The 26768-nt window shown below is 41.0% G+C and carries 18 protein-coding genes; all 18 read left to right on the forward strand.

Going from position 1 to position 26768, the window contains the following annotated elements; translation table 11 throughout:
- Window positions 1-28 precede the first annotated feature (28 nt).
- The 18 genes from DW125_RS10175 (at window position 29) to DW125_RS10260 (ending at window position 26727) form a co-directional block, all read left to right on the forward strand.
- Window positions 29-340: a hypothetical protein gene (locus DW125_RS10175; protein WP_004614509.1), complete on the forward strand. Its 312-nt coding sequence runs from the start codon at window positions 29-31 to the stop codon at window positions 338-340.
- Between the two features lie 16 nt (window positions 341-356).
- On the forward strand, window positions 357-635 hold the full coding sequence (locus DW125_RS10180; protein ID WP_024852684.1) for a DUF4314 domain-containing protein: 279 nt from the start codon (window positions 357-359) through the stop codon (window positions 633-635).
- 254 nt (window positions 636-889) lie between these two features.
- The gene (locus DW125_RS10185; RefSeq protein WP_330411878.1) at window positions 890-1351 is read left to right on the forward strand and encodes a type IV secretory system conjugative DNA transfer family protein; all 462 of its coding nucleotides are present in this window, start codon (window positions 890-892) and stop codon (window positions 1349-1351) included.
- Window positions 1352-2028: 677 nt separating this feature from the next.
- Complete coding sequence (gene ltrA, locus DW125_RS10190; protein ID WP_117538056.1) at window positions 2029-3936, forward strand: group II intron reverse transcriptase/maturase; 1908 nt, start codon at window positions 2029-2031, stop codon at window positions 3934-3936.
- Window position 3937: 1 nt separating this feature from the next.
- Window positions 3938-4117, forward strand: coding sequence for a hypothetical protein (locus DW125_RS10195; protein WP_117538057.1), 180 nt, complete (start codon window positions 3938-3940; stop codon window positions 4115-4117).
- A complete protein-coding gene (locus tag DW125_RS10200) occupies window positions 4098-5117 on the forward strand; it encodes a VirD4-like conjugal transfer protein, CD1115 family (protein WP_117538058.1) in 1020 nt (339 codons plus the stop codon). The genes DW125_RS10195 and DW125_RS10200 overlap by 20 nt, the downstream gene beginning before the upstream one ends.
- 87 nt (window positions 5118-5204) lie before the next feature.
- A complete protein-coding gene (locus DW125_RS10205; RefSeq protein WP_006426976.1) occupies window positions 5205-5522 on the forward strand; it encodes a hypothetical protein in 318 nt (105 codons plus the stop codon).
- A gap of 87 nt (window positions 5523-5609) precedes the next feature.
- Window positions 5610-6452, forward strand: a complete 843-nt coding sequence (locus DW125_RS10210; protein ID WP_173016937.1) for a hypothetical protein — start codon at window positions 5610-5612, stop codon at window positions 6450-6452.
- Between the two features lie 4 nt (window positions 6453-6456).
- Complete coding sequence (locus DW125_RS10215; protein ID WP_006426973.1) at window positions 6457-6888, forward strand: DUF4313 domain-containing protein; 432 nt, start codon at window positions 6457-6459, stop codon at window positions 6886-6888.
- Between the two features lie 3 nt (window positions 6889-6891).
- A complete protein-coding gene (locus DW125_RS10220) occupies window positions 6892-7332 on the forward strand; it encodes a PrgI family protein (RefSeq protein ID WP_015513337.1) in 441 nt (146 codons plus the stop codon).
- Entirely contained in the window at window positions 7325-9655 is a 2331-nt protein-coding gene (locus tag DW125_RS10225) for a VirB4-like conjugal transfer ATPase, CD1110 family (protein WP_330411879.1), read from the forward strand. Before DW125_RS10220 ends, DW125_RS10225 begins: the two co-directional genes overlap by 8 nt.
- Window positions 9655-10005 carry a hypothetical protein gene (locus DW125_RS10230; RefSeq protein WP_006426970.1) on the forward strand — a complete coding sequence of 117 codons (351 nt, stop codon included), beginning with the start codon at window positions 9655-9657 and terminating at the stop codon, window positions 10003-10005. Before DW125_RS10225 ends, DW125_RS10230 begins: the two co-directional genes overlap by 1 nt.
- Window positions 10006-10034: 29 nt before the next feature.
- On the forward strand, window positions 10035-11726 hold the full coding sequence (locus DW125_RS10235) for a lysozyme family protein (protein WP_006426969.1): 1692 nt from the start codon (window positions 10035-10037) through the stop codon (window positions 11724-11726).
- 170 nt (window positions 11727-11896) lie between these two features.
- Window positions 11897-14158, forward strand: coding sequence for a glycoside hydrolase domain-containing protein (locus DW125_RS10240; protein ID WP_007884642.1), 2262 nt, complete (start codon window positions 11897-11899; stop codon window positions 14156-14158).
- An 80-nt stretch (window positions 14159-14238) separates the two neighbouring features.
- Entirely contained in the window at window positions 14239-14799 is a 561-nt protein-coding gene (locus tag DW125_RS10245) for a hypothetical protein (protein ID WP_006426967.1), read from the forward strand.
- 403 nt (window positions 14800-15202) lie between these two features.
- The gene (locus DW125_RS10250; protein WP_015513340.1) at window positions 15203-15916 is read left to right on the forward strand and encodes a LytR/AlgR family response regulator transcription factor; all 714 of its coding nucleotides are present in this window, start codon (window positions 15203-15205) and stop codon (window positions 15914-15916) included.
- Window positions 15913-17187, forward strand: a complete 1275-nt coding sequence (locus tag DW125_RS10255) for a sensor histidine kinase (protein WP_117538060.1) — start codon at window positions 15913-15915, stop codon at window positions 17185-17187. Before DW125_RS10250 ends, DW125_RS10255 begins: the two co-directional genes overlap by 4 nt.
- 192 nt (window positions 17188-17379) lie before the next feature.
- Window positions 17380-26727 (forward strand): DNRLRE domain-containing protein, encoded by a 9348-nt coding sequence (locus DW125_RS10260; protein ID WP_242992968.1) that lies wholly within the window; start codon window positions 17380-17382, stop codon window positions 26725-26727.
- The last annotated feature ends 41 nt before the right edge of the window (window positions 26728-26768 follow it).

Below are 26768 nucleotides of genomic sequence, written 5' to 3' on the forward strand. Positions count from 1 at the left end.
GGTGTAACAAAAAAAGGAGGTCAGCCAGATGACAAAATACTATTTGAAGATGGATAACATTATGAAAAATATGTTCGTGGTGGCACTGAATGATGAGCTGCAGGCACAGAGTGAGCAGGATGAATGTTTGGAAGAAACGAAAGCTCTTCTGAAAAAAGTAAGTGAATACGACCTCGCCCAGAAACGGCTGCAGATTACAGCCGGAGAACAAAGGCAGATCCGTAAGGCACTGAACAGGCTTAGAAGTAAATATCTTGCAGCCGGAAGATATAGTGATGGAATAGATAAAATCATTATTCAGGTTGCAAAACCGAATACCACCAGACACATGTTCTGGTAGAGAAAGGAGTGGTTGATTGGTCATTTATTCAAGAGAAAAAGTGGCAAGACTTAGAGAACAGTATCCGGCAGGAACAAGAATCTGTCTGAATTCGATGGACGGAGAAGCGGGTATGCCGCAGGGACTGGAAGGAACTGTGCAGTATGTGGATGATGCAGGCCAGCTTGGTGTTAAGTGGGACAACGGCAGAAGTCTCTCACTGATACCGGGAGTGGATTCCTTTCATAAGAAAGAAGGACAGGGACATCCAGAAGAAAAGCCACGCAAGAAAAGAGAATCTGACTTGCAGAGATAAGTACAAAAAAGCAGGACTGGGTTCTGTATCTTGTCTTTCTGCCATTTGTCTGGTGGGCGGCAGCGATTACCGCTTGTGCCATTACACCGGATAAGAATTTTATTCAAATCTTAGAAACGCTGAGCGAAAAACTCGAACAGCCGTTTTTTATCACGTATACACCGTATACGTTCAAATGTATTCTGATATTCACAGCAGCCTATTTCTTAGGCATTGGTATTTATGAATCCCAAAAAAGAAATTATAGAAGAGGCGTGGAACATGGTTCCGCAAAATGGGGCAATGTGTCCGAAATCTGCAGACGTTACTGCGAAAAGCAGTACACGAATAATCTGCTTCTGACACAGCATTTCCGCATGGGACTGGATGGATATAAGCATAAACGAAATTTAAATGTGCTGGTAGTCGGAGGTTCCGGGGCAGGAAAGAGCCGGACCTATGCGATTCCGAACATCATGCAGTGCAACTGCTCGATGGTGATCACAGATCCGAAAGCGGAACTTCTGCGCAAAACAGGAGGTGTTCTGGAACGGAATGGATATGAAGTCCGGGTTTTTGATTTGATCAATCCGGAGACTTCCTGGTGTTATAACCCGTTTGCGTATGTCCGGGATGATAAGGATGTACTGAAGCTGATCAATAACCTGATCCGCAACACAACACCGAAGGGAGCGCAGAGCTCAGACCCGTTTTGGGAGAGTGCGACTTGTTCGTAGGCGGTAAAAAGTCTACGCACAATCGTAAAAATATGATTGTGAACTGATAATTTGATAAGTGGAATGATGGGGTAACGCCCTGAAACGCTTACACTTGGTGGGCATGCAGTTTCTGTAAAGGAGATTGTATGAAGCCCCACGACAAAGACTGAGAGTAACCGTAGCAGCTTGCCAATAAAGTTGCCGAAAGCAGTCCAGAGGTGGATTGTGTTACCTATAGGTCGAGTGTCTATAAAATATCTATGGTTAGAATGTCTGCTCTGGCGTGCAGACTGACGAATCTGCGAAGGTACGGTTCTAAAAGAAGACCATATAGAAATGTATGGGTGCGTTAAAGCGCAGTCAGTGTGGTTTAGTAGAAATTTTCCCTACGAACGACCATGATATGTTACAGGCATATCCAAGCTGACAGGACTATAGCAGAAACCTAAGGATATATATGCACAGATAGAATTGTCGGAACAAGGAAAGGTACCAGGTCTCTTTTCAGAGATTTTCTGACGAAGAATATAAGCAGATTTACTGGTGCTGAAAGGTGGAGATCGAACCGTTGAGAACTCCTGTAATGGGAGAAGGAGGAATGGTCTCCAGCCGATTGTGAAAAATCAGATATTATTCAGTCCAACATAAGGATTCGAGTAAGACCAAAAGGGTCACTTTCAAGGAGGTGATGCCTTATGCCAAAGAAAAGCAAAAGCCTATGTGTAGATGACCTTCGGCATGCAGAATATTATGATATGCAGACTACTTTTGATACATTATATCAAAAGAGCATGGACGGTGAAAAATTCGAGCATCTCATGGAGCTGATACTAAGCCGGGACAATATACTGCTTGCATATAGAAATATAAAAGCCAACAAGGGAAGCTATACAGCAGGAACAGACAATCAGAATATCACAGTAATCGGGAGAATGACACCCGATATGGTAGTAAAGAAAGTGAGGTTTATTGTCACAGAAAGTCAGCATGGCTACAGACCCAAACCTGTAAGGCGAAAAGATATCCCAAAGCCAAATGGAAAAACACGTCCATTAGGGATTCCCTGTATATGGGACAGGCTGGTACAGCAATGTGTGAAACAGATTTTAGAACCAATATGTGAAGCAAAGTTTTATAACAACAGCTATGGGTTCAGACCTAATCGGTCTGTAGAACATGCAATATCAAAAACCTATACGATGTTACAGCGAATGAATTTACATTATGTTATTGAATTTGACATAAAAGGGTTCTTTGATAATGTGAATCACAGCAAGCTGATAAAGCAGATGTGGGCAATGGGAATACAAGATAAGCAGCTGCTATTTGTAATCCGGCGAATTCTGAGCGCACCTATACGAATGCAGGACGGTTCCACGATTATCCCTGACAAGGGAACACCGCAGGGAGGAATTATTTCCCCTTTGCTGGCAAATATCGTACTGAATGAACTTGACTGGTGGGTAGCGAGCCAGTGGGAAGAAAATCCTCTGGCATTGCAGAAAGCGAAGTATCGGACTATCCGCACATCCCCAGTTCTGGACAAAGGCAGTGGATACAATATGATGCGCAAAACAAGATTAAAAGAAATGCACATCATTCGATATGCGGATGATTTTAGAATTTTCTGTAAAACCAAGGAAGATGCCGTAAAAACAAAAGAAGCTGTTACAAGGTGGATTGAAGAACGACTGAGGCTTGAAGTATCCCCAGAGAAAACAAGGATTGTAAATACCCGTAAAAGGTGGTCGGAGTTTTTGGGATTCAAGATAAGAGTTATTCAGAAAAACCACAGATATATCGTGAAGTCAGCAATTTGTGACAAAAAGGCTAAGATTGAAAAAGAGAAGTTAGTGGAACAGGCAAAACATATCGCCAAGCCAAGGGAGAAAATGACTTGTTTAAATGAGATAAGATTATACAACTCCATGGTGTTAGGCATACAGAATTATTATCAGATTGCAACCTGTATCAGTATTGATTGCAGGGGATTCCACAGACAGGTGATGACGGTACTGACCAATCGGATGAACACTGAAAAAGGAAGTATGCTGAAACGGGAAGGTGGGACAATGACAAAAAGCGAACAGGAAAGGTTTGGAAAATCGAAAATGGTTCGTTATGTTGCTGGAATTGACCAAATGATATACCCAATCGCATATGTGAAATATAAAGTGGCTATGCCGAAAAGAATCAAAGTATGCAGTTATACAGCGGAAGGCAGAGAGCCAATCCATACAGAATTAAGCCTAAATAAGGCAGTTCTGTATGGATTGAAAACAAAGAAACCTCAAGAAGATAGCATAGAAGTTCTGGACAGCAGTCTGTCACTCTTTTCTGCACAGCAAGGGAAATGTGCTATCAGCGGGGAAGAATTTACAACTGCCCAAAGCATTGCTTGTTGGTATAAAAAGCCAAAAGAGCAAGGTGGTTTGGAACGCTACAAAAATATGACTCTGATTCATGACAGATATTTACCGTTATTACAGAAAACATCTCTGGAACAATTAAAAGCCTTAGCCAAAACATTGAAAGTAACTACGAAAATGATGTCTAAGATAAACAGTCTGCGAAAGCTGTCTGGACTTCCTACAATAGGATAATGTGAAAATTTGGAAACTGATTAAATATCTGAGAAAAGCAATCGGTGGGGCGCCGGATGCGGTGAAAGTCGCATGTCCGGTGCTAGTCGGGGGAAAAGCTGGAGATTACATCAAAGGCTTACCTATCGACACAGTCCGAGACTGCACTTTTACAGGCACTTATGCTGTATTTGCTGCATGAAGCTCCACCAGAAGAACAGAACTTCCCGATGATCATGGAAATGCTTGGCAGTGCACAGGTCAAAGAAGATGATGAGGATTACCAGTCACCATTGGACATTTTGTTTGAAAGACTGGAAATGCGGGACCCAGAGAGTATTGCGGTCAAGCAGTATGCCATTTATAAGCAGGCGGCCGGCAAGACTGCGAAATCTATTTTGATTTCTGTTGGTGTCCGTCTGGCAGCGTTCAATCTGAAACAGATCGCCAATCTGACCTGTACAGACGAACTGGACTTATACAGTATCGGGGAGAAAAAAGTGGCACTGTTTTGCTGTATTCCAGATGCGGACACCAGTATGAATTATCTGGTCGGCATGATTTACAGCAATCTGTTTCAGACACTGTATTATGTGGCAGACCGGAAGTACGGAGGAAGGCTTCCGATTCCGGTACACTGCATTATGGATGAATGGCCAAACGTAGCATTGCCGGATGACTTTGACAAGATTCTGGCAACCATGCGTTCCAGAGGGATTTCCTGCAGTATCATCATCCAGAACATTGCACAGATGAAAGCCTTGTTTAAAGACTCGTATGAGAGTCTTATCGGTAACTGCGATGAATTTTTATATTTGGGTGGAAATGAAAAAGAAGGACATAAGTATGTCTCGGAATTATTGGGAAAAGAGACATTGGATACCAATACCTACGGACAGACAAAAGGGCGTAGCGGTAGCTATTCGGTGAATTATCAGCAGACTGGAAGGGAACTTTTAACACCGGATGAAATACGGCTTTTAGATAACCGCAAAGCGATTTTGTTTATTCGTGGGGAGCGTCCAATCATGGACGATAAATATGATTTAAAAAAGCATGTGAATTTCAGATACACAGAGGACGGTGGTGCATCGCCTTATGATTATGCGAAAACACCACTGGCTCACGACGACCTAAAGATTGACATTAACAGATTAGACGACTACGAACTGCTGTCTACCGAGGACATCCTTGGTGAATAGCAGTTTTTTGATGGATTGGAGTGATGTGTATTGAAGAAACTTCTCACAGGAGAAAAAAATAGAACAAAAAAGAATACAACTGAAAAAATGACAACCCCGATGCCGATGGGGAGAAAACAGAAAAAGTGGATGAGCCTTTACATGGCGCTGGTACTGACCGTAACGGTTGGAGCAACGACCGCATTCGCAGCCGGAGATCCGTTGTCCGTTATCAATAACTTGTCTACATTTATTTTTTCTCTGATTCGTGCGATCGGTTTGATTTTGCTTGGATTTGGTGTTGTGCAGGTTGGTCTGTCTTTAAAAAGCCATGATCCAAGCCAGAGGGCAAATGGATTTCTGACACTGGCCGGAGGAGTAATTATTACGTTTGCCAAAGAAATCCTCGATTTGATTATGGCGTAAGCCTCTTTGAAAAAATATATCAGGAAACAGCAGGAGTGCCGGAAGGTACTCCTGTATTCAAAAATATGTTCAGGGAGGTGAGAATATTTGAGTGACAACTGGATTGTACAGAATCTAAACTCAGCACTATCCACATGGAGTGAAAAGATGGCAGAACTGTGGACTCTGCTGACTGAAAATCCGGCAACTTTTAAGGGTGGCGGCATCTGGCGGATTATGACAAATATCAATGATGCACTGACAGCCATTGCCTATGGATTACTGGTGTTATTTTTTGCAGCCGGAATCATAAAAACGTGTGGCAGTTTTACAGATCTGAAAAAGCCGGAACATGTGCTAAAAGCATTTATCCGGTTTGCTCTTGCTCAGGGAGCAATCACATACGGAATGGAACTTATGCGGGCACTGTTTTCCATCGTGCAGGGAATCGTGACAACCGTAATGAGCGGCTCCAGTATGGCAGGAAGCGTGACGGAACTTCCAACGGAGATTGTAGATAAGATTGAGAGCGTGGGAATGCTGGAATCCATTCCGTTGTGGATTGTCACACTGCTTGGCAGTCTGCTGATCACTGTATTGTCATTTGTGATGATTCTGACAGTGTATGGCAGAATGTTCAAAATTTATATGTATACGGCAATCGCCCCGATTCCGATTTCCTCATTTGCAGGAGAACCCACGCAGTCCATTGGAAAGAACTTTATCCGTTCTTATATAGGCGTATGTCTGGAAGGGGCAATTATTGCACTGGCATGTATTATCTTTTCTGCTTATGCAGCAAGCCCTCCGGCTGTCGGAGATACGGAGTTGAGTGCAGTTACAATCGTGTGGAACTATGTAGGAGAACTGGTATTTAATTTACTGGTGTTGGTTGGAGCAATTAAGGCATCTGACCGTATTGTCAGAGAAATGATGGGACTTGGAGGTTAAAAATATGGATACAAAGAAAACATTAAGATATAACTGGGAATTCGGACGTGAGACAGTAGCGATACGAGTGAGCTCTTATCGGAACAATGGAAATTTATATGTAGGACTCTGCCATAAGGAAGGGAGAGAATGGGAAGATTTTGGAGATGTAACCATTAATCTGCCCTATCAGTTCTTAGAGCCAAATGAGGCTTTTATAACAGGAGATTTTACCAAGGATATGCTTCATTTTATCAAGGAACATAAACTTGGAAAAGTGTTGAATGAAACAGGAAGATCAGGATATGCAACCTATCAGAAGGTAGCGTTTGATCTAGCAAGACTTGCGGAATTTGATCCGGAAGGCGTTGCAGAACATTGTAGATTTGCCGGGATAGAAGTACCGAAAGAAAAACCACAGAAAACGAAGAAACAAAACAGGGGAGAGGAACGATAATTTATGGAAGTAAAGATGAACAAAGAAATCAGGGACTATCAGGAATCCATGTTTATGGGACTGGACCTGAGACAATGTGTGTGTTCTGTTCTTGCGATTCTTACAGCAGTCGGAATTTACTTTGGAATGCGTGATATTACCGGACAGGAAATAACCGGATGGCTGTGTGTGCTTGGTGCTGCTCCATTTGCTGCCTGTGGCTTTTTCAAATATCATGGTATGACAGCCGAACAGTTTTTATGGGCAGTGATCAAATCCGAATTGCTGTATCCGAAGAAACTGGTGTTTCAGTCGGAAGATATCTACTACTCCTGCATGCAGGAGACCATCTCGCTGGGAGAAAAGAATCAAAAGGATGGAGCGGAAATCATAAAAGAGCGGGAGCAAAAAGCAGAAGCAAAACAGAGAAAGAAACGTAAGGGAAGGAGTGATGCCTTTGATTAAAACCTTAAGTCAGGCACTTCGGATGGATAAGGAACGCTTCAAAGTTCCGAAATCCGTCCAACAGGCAATTCCCATCCAGCGAATCTGGCCGGATGGAATTTTTCAACAGGGAACGAAATTCTCAAAAACATATCGTTTTACAGATATCAACTATTATATTGCGAGTAAGGACAATAAGACAGAAATGTTTCTGGATTATTCCGAACTCTTAAATTCATTGGATTCCGGCATTTCTGCCAAAATTACCATCAATAACCGGAGAATCAATAAAGAAGAATTTGAAAAATCAATCCTGCTTCCAATGAAGGAAGATGGACTGGACCACTATCGGGAAGAATACAACGAAATGCTCCTGTCTAAGATTACAGGAACAAACAACAGCATCTATCAGGAACGGTATCTGACCGTCAGTGTACATAAAAGATCGATTGATGATGCAAGAACCTATTTTGCACGTATCGGAACAGACATCGTAACACATCTGGCAAAGTTATCGTCCACAGCAGAAGGACTGGACGCAGAGAGCCGGCTCCAGATTTTTAGGGATTTCTTCAAGGGAGATGTCCCACAGGCATTCCCATTTGATCTGAAACAATTTGCCAAGAAGGGAACAAGTTTCAAGGACTGGATGTGTCCGGATTCTATGGAATTTGAACGGGACCATTTTAAAATCGGTGACAGGTACGGAAGAGTCCTGTATATGCAGGATTATGCAAGTTATGTCAAAGATGACATGATTTCAGAACTGTGTGACTTCAGCCGGAATCTGATGTTGTCGATTGACATCCTGCCAGTCCCTACGGATGAAGCAGTAAGGGAAATCCAGAACCGACTGCTTGGTGTGGAAACCAACGTGACCAACTGGCAGAGAAGGCAGAACGCAAACAATAACTTTTCAGCTATCGTCCCATACGATATGGAGTTGCAGAGGAAAGAAACGAAAGAAATGCTGGATGATCTGACAACCAGAGACCAGCGGATGATGTTTGGAATTCTGACGATGGTACATCTGGCAGACAGTAAAAAGCAACTGGATTCCGATACAGAACTGCTCCTGTCGGTGGCAAGAAAGCATCTGTGCCAGATGTCAACATTAAAGTGGCAGCAAGTGGACGGACTCAATACAGTGCTTCCTTACGGACTGCGAAAGCTCAATGCGCTGCGTACACTGACAACGGAATCAACGGCTGTTTTAATCCCGTTCCATACCCAGGAAATCCTGCAGCCGGGAGGTATCTATTATGGGCAGAATGCAGTCAGCAAGAACCTTCTGGTAGCCGACCGGAAGAAACTGATGAATGGAAACAGTTTCCGGTTGGGCGTCAGTGGATCAGGAAAGAGCTTTTCGGCAAAAGAAGAGATTGTGCATCTGGCATTGAGTACCGATGACGATATCCTGATTCTTGATCCGGAGTCCGAATTCACAAAATTAGTAGAGGCTCTTGGTGGACAGGTTGTAAAAGTATCTGCGACATCAGACAATCACCTGAATGCAATGGATATGGACGCAGCCTACGGCAATGAAAAGAATCCACTGATTGAAAAATCGGAGTTTATCCTGTCTGTGTTCGAGCAGTTGGTTGGAGCAGGAAATCTGTCGGCAAAAGAAAAGTCGATTCTGGATCGCTGTGCTGCAGATGTGTACCGGGATTATATCCGAAGTGGTTATACCGGAGAAGTTCCGACATTGAAAGATATGTACCGACAGCTGATGTTACAGCCGGAAGAAGAGGCAAGAGGACTGGCATTATCATCCGAACTTTTTATCAATGGAAGCCTGAACACCTTTGCACAGCCGACCAATGTGAATAAGAAGAACAGGATCATGGATTATGATATCCGGGAACTGGGGGAACAGCTGATGCCACTGGGAATGCTGGTTACCTTAGACAGTATTTTCAACAGGGTAATTCAGAACTGGAAAGAAGGAAAAACTACATGGATATTTGCCGATGAGTTTTATTTGTTATTTCGCTATGAATACAGTGCAAATTTCTTCTACCGACTGTACAAGAGAATCAGAAAATACAATGGATTCGTGACAGGTTTAACCCAAAATGTTGAGGAACTTCTGAAATCGGACACTGCAAGACTGATGTTGGCAAACAGTGAGTTTTTGATTCTTTTGAATCAGGCAAGTACAGACAGGGAAGAACTGGCAACTCTTTTGAATATTTCCGAAAACCAACTGTCCTATATTACAAATGTATCGGTTGGCAGTGGTCTAATCCGTTGCTCTGGGAATATCGTACCATTTGAGAATACGTTCCCAAAGAATACAGACCTTTATAAACTAATGACAACAAAACCGGGAGAATCATAATGAAGAAAAAAGAAGAAGTAACGATAACTTTTTATGCTGCAGAGTGCGGTGAGTTCCATGATTTAGGAGAATATACAAAATGCAGAACGCTGGAAGAGGCATATAAAAAGTACCAGAAATATTGTAGAACATCTGCCAATATGTGTCCGGCTATTGAGTTTTCTATTCATGATCCAGAATCAATTTATTCAGACATGGAATATCCATTACCGTTGTCATCAAAAGACAGGGGAGACTTGGAACTTGTGCCATATTACAACGAACATCCACTGGTAAATGAGGCAATCAGACAGGTGGAGCAGTTGCAGAAACAGCAGGAAAAAAAGAAACATCGGGATGTTGCCCGATGAGATAAGAGATACGGAAAGAGGGTGACCGGATGAAAGATATCAAGGAACGGGTAAGGGATAAGAATCCGAAGATTCGAAATCCGGCTGCCCGACTTCCGAAAGAACTGGTTCGCTCAGCGGTTCTGGAAGCAAAAGAAAAGCCAAGGGAACTACATGAAAAAAGCAGTGGGCAGTCAGAATCCCCAACACAGTATGGAACTGAAAAAATAGAATCCGTACAGTACAGAGCGGCGAGTGTGGCAGGAAAAAGTATAGGGAAAACCACATATCAAGGTGGAAAAAAACTTGCTGGAGTGACCTACAGGAAGATAAAGGAAAGAAAAAGCAGACAGGAAGAAGCGAAAGCTGCCGAAGAAGCAATGGAGCAGGGGGCAGAAAGCGGAAAGAAATTAATCAAGTTGAAACCGGAGCAGGCAGCACTTGCCAAGGAGAATGGTAAACGGCAGGTGAAAGCAGCACCGAGAGTGGTAAAAGTATCCGGTCTGTCTCAAGAAAAAATAAAGACACAGGCATCCATGCAGAAACAGCAGATGGAAAAAAGTCTTCAGGCGATGCAGAAAGCAAGAGCAGCCCAGATGGCAAGAAAGTCAGCACAGGCATCGGCAGAAAGTGGAAAAGCAGTCCTTCAGGTAACTGGAAAGGGTTCAAAGTTATCCGTACAGGGAATTACAGCAGCGATTCAAAAAGGGGTAGTAGCTCTTGAAAAAATGGGAAAATGGATTGCTGCCGGAGGTAGTGCATTTCTTCTGGTATTTATTCTGATTGTGGGAATCATTGCAGGAGCAGCTTTCAGCAGTAATTCGGAAAGCTCCGAATCCCTAAGTGAAGAAGTGCTTGCGTATACTTCTGTGATACAGCAGTATGCATCCCAATACGGCATTCCGGAATATGTGTCTGCGATACAGGCCATCATGATGCAGGAATCTGGAGGCAGGGGAACAGACCCGATGCAGTGTTCGGAAAGTCCATATAATACAAGATTCCCACACACTCCTGGTTCTATTACTGATCCGGATTATTCGATAGAGGTTGGAGTACAGACCTTTGCAGACTGTATCAGACAGGCAGGATGCAGCAGTCCACAGGATCTGGACAAGCTGAAACTTGCATGGCAGGGATATAACTATGGAAATGGCTACATAGGATGGGCATTGCAAAGAGGCGGTTATACAGAAGCCAATGCATTGCAGTTTTCACAGGAACAGGCAGCTTCGCATGGATGGAGCAGTTACGGAGATCCCCAATACGTTCCCCATGTGATGCGGTATTATTCCGGTGGCAGCCTGTTTGCTGGTTTGTTTGGTAATCAGCAGATTGTGTCGGTTGCAATGGGGCAGCTTGGAAACAGTGGCGGTCAGAAGTTCTGGAGCTGGTACGGATTTGACAGTCGGGTAGAATGGTGTGCCTGTTTTGTAAGCTGGTGTGCGGATCAGAGCGGTCTGATTGCAAGTGGGAATGTTCCTAAATTCTCATTGTGCAGTGATGGAGTGTCCTGGTTTCAGGGAAAGAATAAGTGGCAGAGTGGCGGAACAACTCCGACAGCTGGAATGATCATCTTTTTTGACTGGGATCATGATGGAACATCGGATCATGTAGGAATAGTAGAAAAGTGTGAAGGTGGAAGAGTTTACACGATTGAGGGAAATTCCAGTGATCAGGTACGGCAGAGAAATTATGCAGTAGATTACAGTTCTATAATGGGATATGGGGTGATAAATTGATGGTTTCTTTCATAATTTGTTAAGGATTTTATAAGGGAGTTAATGAATCCTTTAGAAAATAGTCACAAAATAGGCACAGTTGATTGATAAATTGTTATTGTAACTTTTAGTGATAGACATATAAAGAGTTAGAAATCTTTATAATTGACTTGAATTAGGAGGTAGTGAATATGAGTGATCAGAATGTAAAAGCAGCACAAAAATATTTAAATGCGATGTTTGGTGGACATAAGGATTGGGTAAAACTGGATGAAGATGGAAAGACCGGAACAGCCGTGATGCAGGGAATCATTCGTGCATTTCAGATTCAGAATGGAATCTCAACGATTACAGGAACGGTTGGACCACTTACTATTAATACCATGAAGAAGTTAGCCATTATTACAAAAATGGATCCGAATGATACTCCGCAGGTTAATGTATGCTTGATTCAGTGTGCTCTGTTTTGCAAAGGATATGCTGCTGGAGGAATTACTGGAATTTATTATACATCAGGAGTAAATGCAGTTAAAAAGATGCAGGAAAATGCAGGACTGGAAGTTACGGGCAAAATTGATTGGAAAGTTTGGTCTGGATTGTTATCCCTAAACTGGTTTACAAAGGTTTCTGGTGGGGATTCCAATATTGTTCTTATTCAACAGCAATTAAATAGTGACTGGTCAGATGTTATTGGTGTTGGACCTTGTGATGGAATTGCCTCAAGACAGACAATTTTGTCTTTAGTTGGTGCATTGCAGGCGGCTGAAGGAGTTACAACTGAATTAATTACAGATTTGAATTCAGTTAATTTTGGCGATGCAACAACAAATGCGTTTCCGGGTACATTACAGAACGGACAGAACTCGACGAAATATGTTCCATTTAATAAGATTGCTCAATACGGACTATATTTTAACGGATATAATCCGGGAAGATTCGATGGCGTGTTTGATTCGACTACAGAGTCAAAGGTGTCAGAATTTCAGGAGTTTTATGGTCTGACAGGAATTGGACTTGTAACAAAAGGAAAAGTAAATGTTTCTACTATGAAATCATTGCTTACGAGTAAAGGCGATACAAACAGGGCAGCAAAAGCGTGTGACTGTGCAACAGTATTAAATAAACAACAGGCATTAGATATAAAAAATGCAGGGTATACTCATGTAGGACGTTATCTGACAGGTTCTGTTGGAAAAGAACATACACCGAAATATTTGACATCAACAGAAGTGAAAAACATTGAAAATGCAGGATTATCGGTATTCCCGATATATCAGGATGGAGGATATGAATTAAACTATTTTAAGGATCCGTCCCAGGGAAGTGTTGATGCACAGACAGCAATTTTAGCAGCCGAGAGAATCGGTATACCAAGTGGAACGACTATATACTTTGCAGTGGATTTTGATTGTTATTCATATCAGATTGATACATTTATTATACCTTATTTTGAACAGATTCACATGATCTTTTTCAGTTCGACAAATGATAAAAATTATAAAGTCGGCATTTATGCACCAAGATATGTATGTACTAAAGTTTATGAAGCAGGATTGGCAAGTAAATCATTTGTGGCAGATATGTCAACTGGATTTAGCTGTAATTTGGGATATTCGATGCCGAAGAACTGGGCATTTGATCAATTTTGTGAGTTGAACTCATTTTCTTCATCACCTTCGTTCCCACTGGATAAAGATGCATATTCAGGGAGAGATACTGGATTTAAAAAGTTCGATGCCGTATCGACAAAAACAGATGAGGAAATAGCGCAAGAAAATCTTCGGGCAAAGGTAAAAATAGCACGAAATCAATATGTCTATAATGTAATGGAGCCGCTTGGTTATCTGAATAAAATTATGGATGTGGGTGTGGAGTATGATAAGGAAATTTCACTGGGAACAATGATGAGTCCTCAAGGAGCAATTGATATTTCTACTAAAATATCCACATCGCTTGAAAGTTCAACTGGTAAAATTTATAATATAAAAGTGGATATAGGAAATGATGGAGAATTGACACAAACTTGCAAAAATCAAATTATGGAGATTTCATCAAATTTATCAGATACAGGTATAGAGGGAGCAGATAACTTTGGAAATACGATAGAAAAAATTGCTTTATCGGTTAAATCTGGTAATATTGCTTTTGAAATAAATAATGTTTTTGCCAATAGTGTAGAGTTTTCCATTGTATTTAGTACATCAGATTTGCTGCCAGAAGAGGAAAAAGAGTGGACAATATCGGTTGCTTTGATTTTTACAATGACATTAAATTCTAATAGTGGTCTTGAATTTAATGTTGTAGAATTCACAAAAGAGCATAGTAATATACTGGCAGGAGCCGTAATATTAGTTCTTGCGGGTGCATTAGTTGTAAATGCAATTCCGTCAATTATTGCTTTATTTTCAGCTGGAGCAGGTACTGTTTTTGGTTTGTTGATTCAAGCGCTGTAAATTGTAAAAGAATAAAAGAGACAATGGCCAGAGGTTCGATTTTATAAAGAGGACCTCTGGCAAAAGGGGGATTAAGAAGAATGCATATTAAATCAATTGTGTCAGATGAGGATAGGGAAGAATTAGAAAGAATGCTTTCGCTTGGGTTTATAATTCCTAATCAATTATTTAAAACAAGACAGAAAAGTAGAATGATTATCTATATTTTTACACCTGTAGAATTTTTACTGTCGATTAATTGTTATCTGTCGGAAAGTTATTTGATGTTTGGAATAGGGATTGGAACTTGTGTGGCTTGTGTGGCTTGGATTATTTGGTATCAAATGATTGGTAAAAATTTTGAAAAAAATGTTCATGAATTTGTCTGGGGTAGATCAGGATATGAAACGGTGGATATCGATGAAAACGCAATTAAAATAGATGAAGATCAAATTTATGAATTTAAAAATATTGATAGAATGTTCTTATATAAAAACTTCTTTTTTTTCATAACAAATGAAAAGAAAATATTTATATTTAAAACGACAGATATGGAGTCGGATGAACTTATAAAAATTATTAAAACAACAGGGATTTTATTTGAAAAAAAAGAAAAACCATTTAATATTTATAAGTATTGTAAAAAAGGAAAAAGTTTTTAAAAATAAGCAGAGGATGGTGGATTTATCATCCTTTTAGAGAAGAGCATGTATTTTAAAGGGAATCTGGTTTTGCAGGTTCCCTTTTTGCCATCAAAAACGTTGATGTTTTATCAAATGACGCTAAAAATAAAAAGAATAATGCAGGGGGTGACATTATTAGTTATCGCTGTAATATTTGGATAAAATATAAATAAAACATAAAAAATATAAATAAATTATAAAATGGCGACAGTTTTTTCTTGTTCAAGTGTTTATTATATAGAGGACAAAATAAGACAGCAAAGGAAGTGGTGCTGTTGCATCGGAAAAATGACACAAAATTAGTGATGTCCATTCGGGAAAAGAATTGAAGGGGATTCTTTTCCCCATTTGTCGTGTTACGAAAGACTGAGGGTAAGAAAATATGCTAGAACTTGCAATCTGTGATGATGACATCATCCTATGTAATTGGTTAGAACAGAAGCTGCTCCATTATGGGAAAGCGAATGACTGTCAGATATCTATAGAAATATACTATTCTGCGGAGCAGCTTCTTAACAGGCTGGAAGAAGAATCCTACGATATGTTATTCCTTGATATTTGTCTGGAACATGAGAATGGAATTGATATCGGAACGGAGATACGAAAGAAAAATTATGGAAAAGAACTGCGGATTACCTATATTTCAACATATCAGGAATATGCTATGAAATTATTCCGTATTCATCCATTTGATTTTCTTGTAAAGCCAATCCGAGAGGAAGAACTTTTCCGGGTGATAGGTGAATTACGGGAACTGTTAAAAGAACGGAAGAAAATATTTGAATATACGGATACAAAAGGAATCCACAAGATTTCTTATGACAAGATCCTGTATTTTTATAGTCTGGGAAAAAGAGTACATATCGTGACATCGGAAAAAGAATATGAATATCGAGGAAAATTAAAGGATGTAGCGGATGTAACAGAAGAATATTTCTTACTGATTCACAAGTCCTATCTCATCAATATGGAACACGTGGAGCATTACGAATATGACAACGTGGTTATGAAAGACAAGACACGTCTCAGTATCAGTAAAGCAAATCGCAAGAAGGTTAGAGAAAGACTATTACAAACGGAGAAGAAAAGATTATGAATATACATTTGATCACTTATCTGACAAGTAAATTATTCTGGATTTATATTGTGTTCCGTTACAATACCATCCTGTATCCTCAAAATGAGGATACACAAAAGCTATTTGCATATTTTTGTGCATATCTGCTTTCCTGCTGGGGAAGTATGCAGTGGGGAACGATGTACGGAGATCTGATCTTTGAGCTGATCGCTCTGTTAATTATAACAGTGGCATATCAGGCAGACTGGCAACATCATGTCTGGAATACACTTATGGTATATATTATGGGAATTTTATGTGATGGGATTCCAATCGTGTTCTTTCAACGGTATGCGGTAGCAAGAAATCCGGTACATCATCACATGGGACCGGGAACTATCGTAATGGGAAATTTTATATTCTTTTTACTGGAAGTCATTATTGAAAGAAAAGTGGATATAAAGAGAAGTTATTATATAAAGAACAGTCATTGGCTGGCTATGCTTTCTGTCCTGGTGATCAGTATTATAGTCTGCATCAGGATATTGCTGCCAGACAGAAGAGGTGTGCGGTCTACGATTGTATTATTCTTACTGTTTATCAATGTATTTATTTTCTATCTGCACGATGAGGTTCAGAAAAGTTATATTGAAACAGCAAAACAGGAAGAGATGAAGATTCAGATGAGCCAGTATGCAAAAGAACTGGAGATGATGATGAAATCACAGGACAGGCTGAATAAGATACATCATGATTATAAACACCATCTTACAACGATAGGTGCAATGGCAAAAACGGGAGGAAATGAAGAGATTCTATCGTATCTGAAACAAATGGAGAATATAGCCGGAACAGCCTTATGTCATTATTTATATACAGAAAACCGTAATATGAATAATCTGCTGAATTATATTTTGGAAGATGTGAAATCAGTAATTGAAAAGCCAGAGATTTCTGTGGAAATACCGAATCATATAGGGAAAGAATTATTTGACCTAAGTATAGTTGTGGGAAATCTTATGGATAATGCCATTCGTGGGGCGGCAGCTTCAGATGAACGGAGATTATCGTTTCAGATGTATTATGGAAAAGGAATCATGAATATCCAGATTGAGAATAGCATAAAAGATACACCAAAAGTGAGGAATGGAATTTATCTGACAACGAAAAGCAGGAAAGAAGGACATGGAATAGGATTACAGAATGTGAAACTTGTAGTAGAAAAGTATCATGGTCAGATGGAGATCTGCCATACGGAGAAATCCTTTCAAGTGAAAATATTATTATATATGAAATTAGATGAAAAATAGTAAGGCGATGGTGTCTTACTATTTTTTTCGACCGATTTCGTCTATTTTTGCCACCTCAAGGGTCATTTTTACCATTTGTGAAAATTTTGTGATTTTTTAGATTATAGTAGTGCCAAAGTCAGAAAAAAAGGAGGGTAGCGGTTATTTTTTTAAGGAATTATAGAAAAAGATTACAAGAGGGAGAAAGAGACTATGAAGAGATTTCGAAAGTCGGCTATAGCCTTAGTACTTGCACTCCTGATGGCACTACAGGGAACAGAACCTATCTTTGTACAGGCAAAAGAGGCCATTGAGGATGTACAGAAGAATGCAGATTTCTCCAGACCAGAGGCTTTGACTGAAGAGGAAGCCGGGATAACAGATTCCACATCTGGAGAACAAGATAAGAGTCAGCAGTCTGATGCGGACGTACAAAATGAAACGACGCCATCAGAAGATACAGAGATTCAGGAAGAACAGACAACTCCAGCGGAAGAAAATCCGCAGGAAAAAGAAGTGGAGTTGAAAGAACCACAGGATTACTATCCGATTCCGGAAGAACCGGAAGGTGAACTAATTGATTATGACGCCGTTTCCAAAACTTATAAGACCGGAGATAAGCAGTATACAACCGTTTACGGTGGTTATGTCGGAACTTATAAGAACGAAAATGGTGATACAGAGCTGGTAGATAATACTCTTGTAAAGCCGGAAGAAGCAGACACTCCTGCATCCGAAGAAGCACAGGAGGTCAGCAGCGTATCGGCAGATGAAGAAAAGGAAGAGAAAACTGAGGTTTATCAGAACAAGGCTAATGATTATGCCATTCTTCTTCCAGAACAGATGTCAGAAGAGAATGGTGTAACGATTGAAAATGGAAAGACCAGAATCGGGATCATTCCGGTAGATGGAGATTATACACATTCCGTTATTAAGGACAATGCGATCCTTTATAATGAAGTTTATGAAGGAGCGGATGTTCAGTATACGGTACTGGATTCCAGCATTAAGGAAGATATCGTACTTCAGCAGCCAACAGACAGAGAATCGTATGAATATGAACTTCAGATTCCGGGATATCAGGCTGAAGTAAAAGATAATCAGGTATACATTTATCCAGAAGGAAAAACAATCAAAGATGCAAAGTATCTTCTGGAAGCACCGTCTATGGAAGATGCTGCCGGAGAGATCAGTTTCCTGATTACGATGGAACTCAGGGAAGAAGATGGGAAAACAATCCTGACCGTAAAACCAGATATGGACTGGCTTTCTGCAGAAGATCGTCAGTATCCGGTCAGAATCGATCCGACACCAGTGGAAATCCAGAAGAGTTCCTTTAACATGATTGGTGTGGAAGAGGGAAGTCCAACCAGCCAGATTGGAGATAACAATTATCCGTATGTTGGATTTGATGATGGTATTAAGTCTGGAAACCTTGCAGGATTTGGAACAGCACACCAGAACTGCCGGACTTATATTAAAGTAAATTCAAATTTTAGTCAGATTCCGAAAGATTCCAAAATTGACAGTGCAACATTTGCAGTCAGTCAGAAAACTGCATACAGTGGTGGTGCATCCCAGTTTGGACTTTATCGTGTAGATCAGTCGTGGAACACCTCCATCACATGGAAAACAAAACCAGTAAATCTTACATTCCAGGATGTACAGAATGCAAGTACCAGCAGGAACAGCTATATCAATTATGACGTCAAAGATCTGGTCAATGACTGGGTGCAGGGAACTCATGCGAATAACGGATTTGCACTGGTAGCCATTGCCGAGGCAAATAACCTTGGAGCTTCTATGCAGTGTGAGGTACTGAATAACAGGGCATCCGTTTATGGACCGAAACTCAGCATTCAGTGGTCACCGGCTGAAGATCCATATCTGCGTGATATGTCACTGGATGAAACAACGATCCTGCTTCGTCCGATGACAGAAAAGAATACAAATGGAAAGCTGAAGTTTGATGCCGTATTTGCAGACGGAATTGCAAAGAGCAAATCTACAGTAGAATATTATCTGCTTCCAGATGAGGAAAATGAAGAACATCACGAAACAGATGCAAAACCATTGTATTCCTATCCAGACAGCACGGAATATAATAAGCAGTTCCCGGAGGCGAATAAGTATTACAGCAAAGATTCCAACTGGCAGAGTGCGCTGTATTCAGGGCTGACGAAGGACAAGCTTTATAAGATCAAAGCAAAAGCATCGAAAGAGATTGATGGAAAGCTGGAAACAGGAAAAGAAGTGACCAGTGACAGCTTTGTGATCTATGAAGTCAAACAGTTTGATACATTCCCGAAGATTGCAAAATATTATGGTGTTCCGCTTAAGAACATTATGAAAGACAATCAGGTGATGGATGCACTGGTTGTTGCGAATAATACGATCTTTATCCGTAACCCACAGACCAATGTCCCATATAGCCCGGCACCGCTTACCGATCAGGACAAGATGCGGATTGACGGAGCATTGATGGGAAGAGGACTGCACTGTGAATTTGGATTTGAACCAGTCAACTTAAATACTGGTAACTTCTACATGGATCAGTCCGATGCGACGATGAATGAGCTGAATGGGGAATTCTCCATTACAAGGAGCTATAATTCCAAAGGAACAGACCAGCATTCCATGTTCGGACGTGGATGGAGCTTTAACTATGACCAGTCACTTTCTCAGATGGAGGACGGAAGCCTTCTGTATATGAGAGGGGACGGAAGTTATCTGATCTTTGATAAGAATGAAGATGGCAGCTACACTGCTCCGGATGGTTATGTATATGATTTAAAAGCAGTCAGCTATAAAGATACAGACCATGACTACATCGGATGGGAACTGACAGATGCGGATCAGAGTATCTGGTCATTTGATAAATACGGAATCTTACGTTATGTAACGGATGTGAATGGATTTAAGACAGTATTAGATTATGACGATGATTATAATCTGAGCAAGATTACCACACCATCCGGAAAAACATTCGGGGTAAAACAGGATAAATTCGGGCATATCAAGGAACTGTCTCTTCCAGATGGTGGAAAAGTTTCTTACAAATATGATGAGCAGGGAAATCTGATATCTGTAACAGATCCGAATGGAACAACAAAAGAGTACAAATATGATGATGACAGCCGTATGACAAGCTGGAAAGATGAGAATGGCAATACGGTTGTAAAGAATACTTACGATAAAGAAGGAAGAGTTGTAGAGCAGACTGATGCAGAAAAAGGAACGGCAACTTTCAAGTACGGAAAGAGTTCTACTACAACAACGGATAACGAAGGAAATAAGACCGTTTATCATTATGATGATCAGTACCGCACAACATCCATTGAATATCCGGATGGAACAACCTGTGAAAAGACTTATAATGCAGAAAATCAGCTTGCATCCGAAACGACAGCAGCCGGAACAAAAACTTACACTTATGATGTATTTGGTAATGTAGCAACGGAGACAAGAGAGGATGGAAAGACAGCCTCCTATACTTATAATGAGCAGAATAAGCTGACCAGTGCAACTGGATATAACGGAGCAACGGTTACTTACAGTTATGACGGTAATGGAAATATGGTCACATCTACAAAACCGGATGGAACAGCCATTACCTATACTTACGATGACAAACATCGTATGGTATCCCAGACAGACGGCAGAGGTGTCACAACAACGTATTCGTATGACGGACCGAACATGACCGGATATGTGGATGGAAATGGAGCAGCATGGGGATTCACGTATGACGCGATGAACCGTGCAGTTACCATGACAGATCCACTTGGAAATGTAACCTCGAACAGTTACGATGCGAATGGCAATCTGACTTCTAAGACAGCAGCCGATGGCGGTGTGACCGCTTATACACTGGATGGTGTGGGTAATATTACAGCAAGTACTGACGCACTGGGGAATACCACCACTTATACTTACGATAAGATGTACAACATGACCAGTGGTACAGATCCGAAAGGAAATCAGATCAGCTACGTTTATGATAAGAATTATCAGCAGGTCAAAGCAACCGATGCAAAAGGAAATACAATTACTTATAAGTATGACAGCATGGGACGTGTCATAGAAGAGAGTAATAAAGATTTTGGAACAAAGCTCTATGAATATGACAAAGCAGGAAATCTGAAAAAATATACCGATGGAAATGGAAATGCAACCGTATCCAAGTTTGATTCTCTTGGACAGGTGCTTCAGTCCAAAGATGCAGTTGGTAATATAACCAAATATGAATATGACGCATTAGGAAATGAAACCAAGATTACTTATGGAGATGGAAGCAGCCATTCCAAGGAATATGATAACTGCGGAAGACTCGCTAAAGAGACAGATGAATTAGGTGCAGTTACCACTTATACTTATGATGCGGCAGACAATCTGGTATCAAAATCAGATGACAGTGGAAGAACCTGGACTTATACCTACGATAATACAGGAAACCGCTTAAGTGAAACCAACCCAGAAGGTGGAACTACCACATATACTTATGATAAAGCAGGAAATCTGGTATCTTCTACCGATGAAGAGGGAAGAACAGATACTTATGCTTACGACAAGGCAGGAAATCTGACTACATCCAAAGATGCCCTTGGATATACCGTATCCATGAAGTATGACTTAAATGGAAATCTGGTATCCTCTACCGATGAAAATGGAAATACCAGTACCATGACTTACGATGGTAATGGAAACATGACATCGGTAAGCGATGCAAAGGGCAACATTACAGCAATGAAATATGATTCCACCGACAATCTGGAACAGACGGTGGACGCCCTGAAAGGAAAGACCACTTACGAATACGATTCACAGGGCAACAGCACAAAGATGACAGATGCCCTCGGCAATGCGTACAGCTATGTGTATGATAAAGAGGGAAATAACACATCCATAATACTGCCGACAGGGGACAAGGTGCTGATGGAGTACGATGCCATCGGACAGCTTGTAAAATGTACGGATGCACAGGGACTCGTAATTACTTATCAATATGACGGAGCAGGCAACCTGATCCATTCCTCCGACAATGGTGGAAACAGTATGGATTATACTTATGATGGTGCCGGAAATGTACTGACACAGACCGATGAACTTGGCAGGACAGCAACATACAAGTACGATCAGTACGGCAGACTCCTGAAACTTACTGAAGCAGACGGAAGTACCACTTCTTATGAATATGATGTTATGGACCGCATTACAGCGGTAACGGATGCGGAAGGTCATAAAACAACCTTTACCTACGATAAAGTCGGCAACCAGTTATCCATGACAGAAGAAGAGGAAGCCACATATAAATACGCTTACGATAAGAAAGACCGGGTTATTTCTCAGACAAATCCACTGGGAGCATCCAGCACCTTTAAGTATGACGGAAATGATAATGTGACGGAATCTGTCGATGAAAACGGTACGGTTACCAAGTATACTTACGATAAAAATGACAACCTCGTATCCCAGACAGACGGAAATGGAAATACGACAACCTACCAGTATGATGAACTGGACCGCAAGATCGGGGAGACTTCTCCGTTAAAAGAAACAAATGAATACCGTTATGATGCCATTGGAAATCTTACCAAATCAAAAGATCCGATGGGACTCATTACCGAGTACAAATATGACAGCCTGAGTAACATGACGGAACAGATTTCTCCAAAGGGAGCAGTTACCAAATATGATTACGACAAGCATGGCAATGTCATTTCTGTAACGGATGCAAAGGGAAATGAGACACAGTACAGTGTTGACCTGAATGACAATGTCACAAAGATGACACAGGCGAATGGTGGAGAGTATACCTATAGTTATGATAAAGCCGGACGTCTGAAGAGTATGACCAGTCCACTGGGTTATACTAAAAATTTCTCTTATGATAAAGTGGACAACGTGGTAAAAGAAAGCGACAGCTTAAAGAGTACCACTACTTATACTTACGATAAGCTCCATAAGATGAAGTCTTCTACCAATGCACTGGATGGAACAACCAGCTTTTCTTATGATAAGTATGGCAATCTGGTGAAGGAGACAGATCCGCTTGGACGGAGCAATACCTACAGTTATGACCTGGCAGGTCAGATGACTTCTGCAGCTGATCCGCTTGGTAAGATAACTGCTTACACTTACGACCCGGCAGGAAATATTACTGAGATCACCAAACCGGGTGGAAGAAAGACCAGCTATGGATATGATAAGAATTATAATGTTACATCTGTAACAGATCCGATGGGCTATGTTGCAAAGACAGTCTACGATAAAGACAACCGTGTAACAGAAGAGACCGATGCACTGGGGCAGAAGGAATCCTATACCTATGATAAGGACAGCAGGGTAACTTCTATTACAGACAAGCGTGGATTCACAACGGGATTTGATTACGATGCACATGGGAATATTCAGGTTGTTACAGATAAGACCGGATTAAAGAGCCATCTGGAATATGACAAGAATGACAACCTGACCAAAGTAACTGATGCCCTTGGCGGTGTAACAACTTATGGTTACGACAACATGGATAACCTGGTGACCTTCACCAATGCAGCAAATAAGACAACGAATTATACTTATGACTTAGAAGGCAACCTGACATCCATCAAAGATCCGGCAGGAAGAACGGAGAAATTCGACTATGATGAAAAAGGCAGACTGACCGGACATACACAGGCAAGCGGCAAGAAAACCACGTATGATTACGACAAACTGAATGACCTGTTGGAGAAATCTTATCAGGACGCAAAAGGCGAGACATCCGAAAAGGACGTGACCTACGCATATAACAGTGCCGGGGAACGGGTATCCATGAAGGATCAGACAGGCAAGAGCAGCTACGAATACGATGCACTTGGAAGAATCACCAAAGTGACAAGCGGTTCGAAAAAGGATGTCAGCTACGTTTATGATGACGCAGATAATCTGCAGGCAATCGTATACCCGGATGGGACAAAGATCAGCTATGAATACGACTTAAATGATAATCTGGTAAAACTGACAGACCGTAATAGAAAAGTAACCACTTACAAGCATGATGCACTGAACCGTGTGACAGAAGTTATTAGAAGCAATGGAACAAAGACGGAAGTATCTTACGATGCAGAAGATCATATCACAAAGATTGTCAACACCTGTGGTTCGTGTGGCAAAGTAATCAGTACTTATGAGTACAAGTACAATGATCAGGGATATGTAGTTGGAGAAACAGCTACGGAACTGGAAGCCGGAACAAGAAAGACACCAAGCTGGGAAGACTGGTACAACTGGGGCGATACACAGAATGAGACAGACAAAGCAGACTGTGAGCATCAGGAAAAAGAGACCCAGACGACACGTACCTATGAATACGATGACAACTGGGAACTGACACGCTGTACAGAAAAAGCAGAGGGCGGTAAAAAGACAGTCCATAATTATACGTATGACAAGATCGGAAACCGGACCTCTTACGAGAAGATCGAAGATGGTGTCAGCAAAGCAAAATATAATTACAAGTATAACGATTCCAACCAGCTCATCAAACGCACCAATGCAAAGATCTGGGGCGATCCGGGAACAACCTACAGCTATGATAAAGATGGCAATCTGATCCAGGAATGTGATAAGACAAACAGTGCAGATCCGGTTACTTATGAATACACAGCAGAGAATCGTCTGGCAGTCGTAAAACAGGGTGGAACAGTCCTGATGGCAGCCATGTACGATGGAGATAACAACCGGGTATTCGAACTGGATAACACCTATAAATGGGAAGACTGTTATGGCGATGAAGTCCTGATTCCGGAGAACCAGCGTACCGAAGATGGGAACAGCCCGAAAGAGCAGCTTGCCTCTCTGGTAAAAGGCGGTTCCAATGCAAAAGGATACACACTGACAGAGTACATCAACGATATCAATCGTGAGAATACAGAAGTCCTCGCAGAGTATGGGGCAGACGAGAAAGTACGTCAGGCTTATACTTATGGAGAAAATGGAATCGGAGAACGGGTAAGCGTTGATAAATCGGAAGAAAGCAGTTATTATTTATATGACGGAAGAAACAGCGTGACCGGAATCCTGACAGAAAATGCTAACCTGACGAACAGTTATCAGTATGATCCATACGGTAACCTTACATCAGGAACAGCAGACGGTGTCAATTACTACGGTTACAATGGGGAGTCCACAAATGTAAAAACAGGACTTCAGTATCTGCGGGCAAGATACTATAACGCAGAGAACGGAACCTTTACAACTGAAGATAGTGACCTTGGAACGACAGAAAATCCATTGACCAGAAACCGCTACGATTATACGACCAATAATCCGCTGAATTACAGTGATCCGACAGGACATTCATTGTGGAGCAGGATTAAGAGTACAGCTAAAAAAGCAGCGAAAGCAGTCAAGAGTGTCGGCAAGAAAATCGTTAATACTGCGAAAAAGGTAGTCAAAACAGTAGTAAATACAGCTAAGAAAGCAGCAAAAACTATTGTTAACACAGTGAAGGGGGTAGCAAAAACTGCCAAAAATGCAGCTAAACATGCAAAACAGACATATCAATCTGTGAAAAATCGTGTAACCAGTAGCAGTACATATCAAAAGATCACATCCAGAGGAAGTCAGTTTATTCGTTCTGTAAGCAATGGGGTACAGAAAATTGGAAAAACTTATACATCTTTCAAATCCTATGTTTCAGAAAGAACGGCAGAAATCCGCTCAGAAGTGGTACGACATATGTGTACGACAACAAATCGTATTACAGATAAGCTTGGAAAAGTAGACTGGAATGCGGTGAAAAAAGTAGCCATTGGTATAACTGCGGTTACAGTTTCTGGTCTTGTAGTTGCTGCAACAGGCGGTTTGGCTGCAGGAGCAGTTCTGGCAGCATTGCCAGCAATGGGTGGCTTAGGAACGGCGATGGTTTCAGGAGCAGTTATTGGAGCTATTGGTGGAGCTTCATATAGTGCAGTGAATTCAGGTTTGTCTGGAAATAGTCTGAAACAAGTAGCAAAAGATACGTTAGTCGGTGGTATTGCAGGAGCAGTGACAGGTGGCGTTATGGGTGGCCTTAGTTATGGGGCTGGGAAACTTTTGAATGTAGTAAGGAGTGCAGGAAGTACCCATAATGATGGGATTGATAAATCGTTTAAAAAATTAGTTGCAGAAGTAACCGAAACAAAATTGCCAGAAGGCACTTGGGAAAAACCACCATTAGAGCGAGGAGATATTATTGACAAAGCTATGGGAAATAACTTGGGACACAATTTCCCGACCATAGATAAAGTAGAAAATGGTGTTGTGACTAGTGTTAAAAGCCGAGACTTAGGTGCAAAGACTTATCAAAATGGTAATAAATTGGAAAAGGTAATTGTCAAGGACATTAATAAAGTTTCAGGATTTATAGGAGAAACATTTAATGGTAAATTTGTTAATGCGGAAGAAATAGTGGGTAGACAATTACAAGTAGTTGTTCCAAATGTAACATTAAGCGAAGCTCAGATAAATGCAGTTAATAATGCTACAAAACATGGTATTGATAAAGGTGTTAAACTCATTATTACAGTAGGAAAATAATAGCAAAGTAAATAGCTTAAGGGGAATATTTTATTCCCCTT

Source organism: Dorea sp. AM10-31, from assembly GCF_003435815.1.
Lineage (GTDB): Bacteria > Bacillota > Clostridia > Lachnospirales > Lachnospiraceae > Dorea_D > Dorea_D hominis.

Coding starts and splice junctions, on each gene's coding strand:
- DW125_RS10240 (WP_007884642.1), top strand. CDS start 11,897: ATGAGTGATCAGAATGTAAAAGCAGCACAAAAATATTTAAATGCGATG.
- DW125_RS10200 (WP_117538058.1), top strand. CDS start 4,098: ATGCTGTATTTGCTGCATGAAGCTCCACCAGAAGAACAGAACTTCCCG.
- ltrA (WP_117538056.1), top strand. CDS start 2,029: ATGCCAAAGAAAAGCAAAAGCCTATGTGTAGATGACCTTCGGCATGCA.
- DW125_RS10255 (WP_117538060.1), top strand. CDS start 15,913: ATGAATATACATTTGATCACTTATCTGACAAGTAAATTATTCTGGATT.
- DW125_RS10215 (WP_006426973.1), top strand. CDS start 6,457: ATGGATACAAAGAAAACATTAAGATATAACTGGGAATTCGGACGTGAG.
- DW125_RS10245 (WP_006426967.1), top strand. CDS start 14,239: ATGCATATTAAATCAATTGTGTCAGATGAGGATAGGGAAGAATTAGAA.
- DW125_RS10175 (WP_004614509.1), top strand. CDS start 29: ATGACAAAATACTATTTGAAGATGGATAACATTATGAAAAATATGTTC.
- DW125_RS10220 (WP_015513337.1), top strand. CDS start 6,892: ATGGAAGTAAAGATGAACAAAGAAATCAGGGACTATCAGGAATCCATG.
- DW125_RS10250 (WP_015513340.1), top strand. CDS start 15,203: ATGCTAGAACTTGCAATCTGTGATGATGACATCATCCTATGTAATTGG.
- DW125_RS10230 (WP_006426970.1), top strand. CDS start 9,655: ATGAAGAAAAAAGAAGAAGTAACGATAACTTTTTATGCTGCAGAGTGC.
- DW125_RS10260 (WP_242992968.1), top strand. CDS start 17,380: ATGAAGAGATTTCGAAAGTCGGCTATAGCCTTAGTACTTGCACTCCTG.
- DW125_RS10205 (WP_006426976.1), top strand. CDS start 5,205: ATGACAACCCCGATGCCGATGGGGAGAAAACAGAAAAAGTGGATGAGC.
- DW125_RS10235 (WP_006426969.1), top strand. CDS start 10,035: ATGAAAGATATCAAGGAACGGGTAAGGGATAAGAATCCGAAGATTCGA.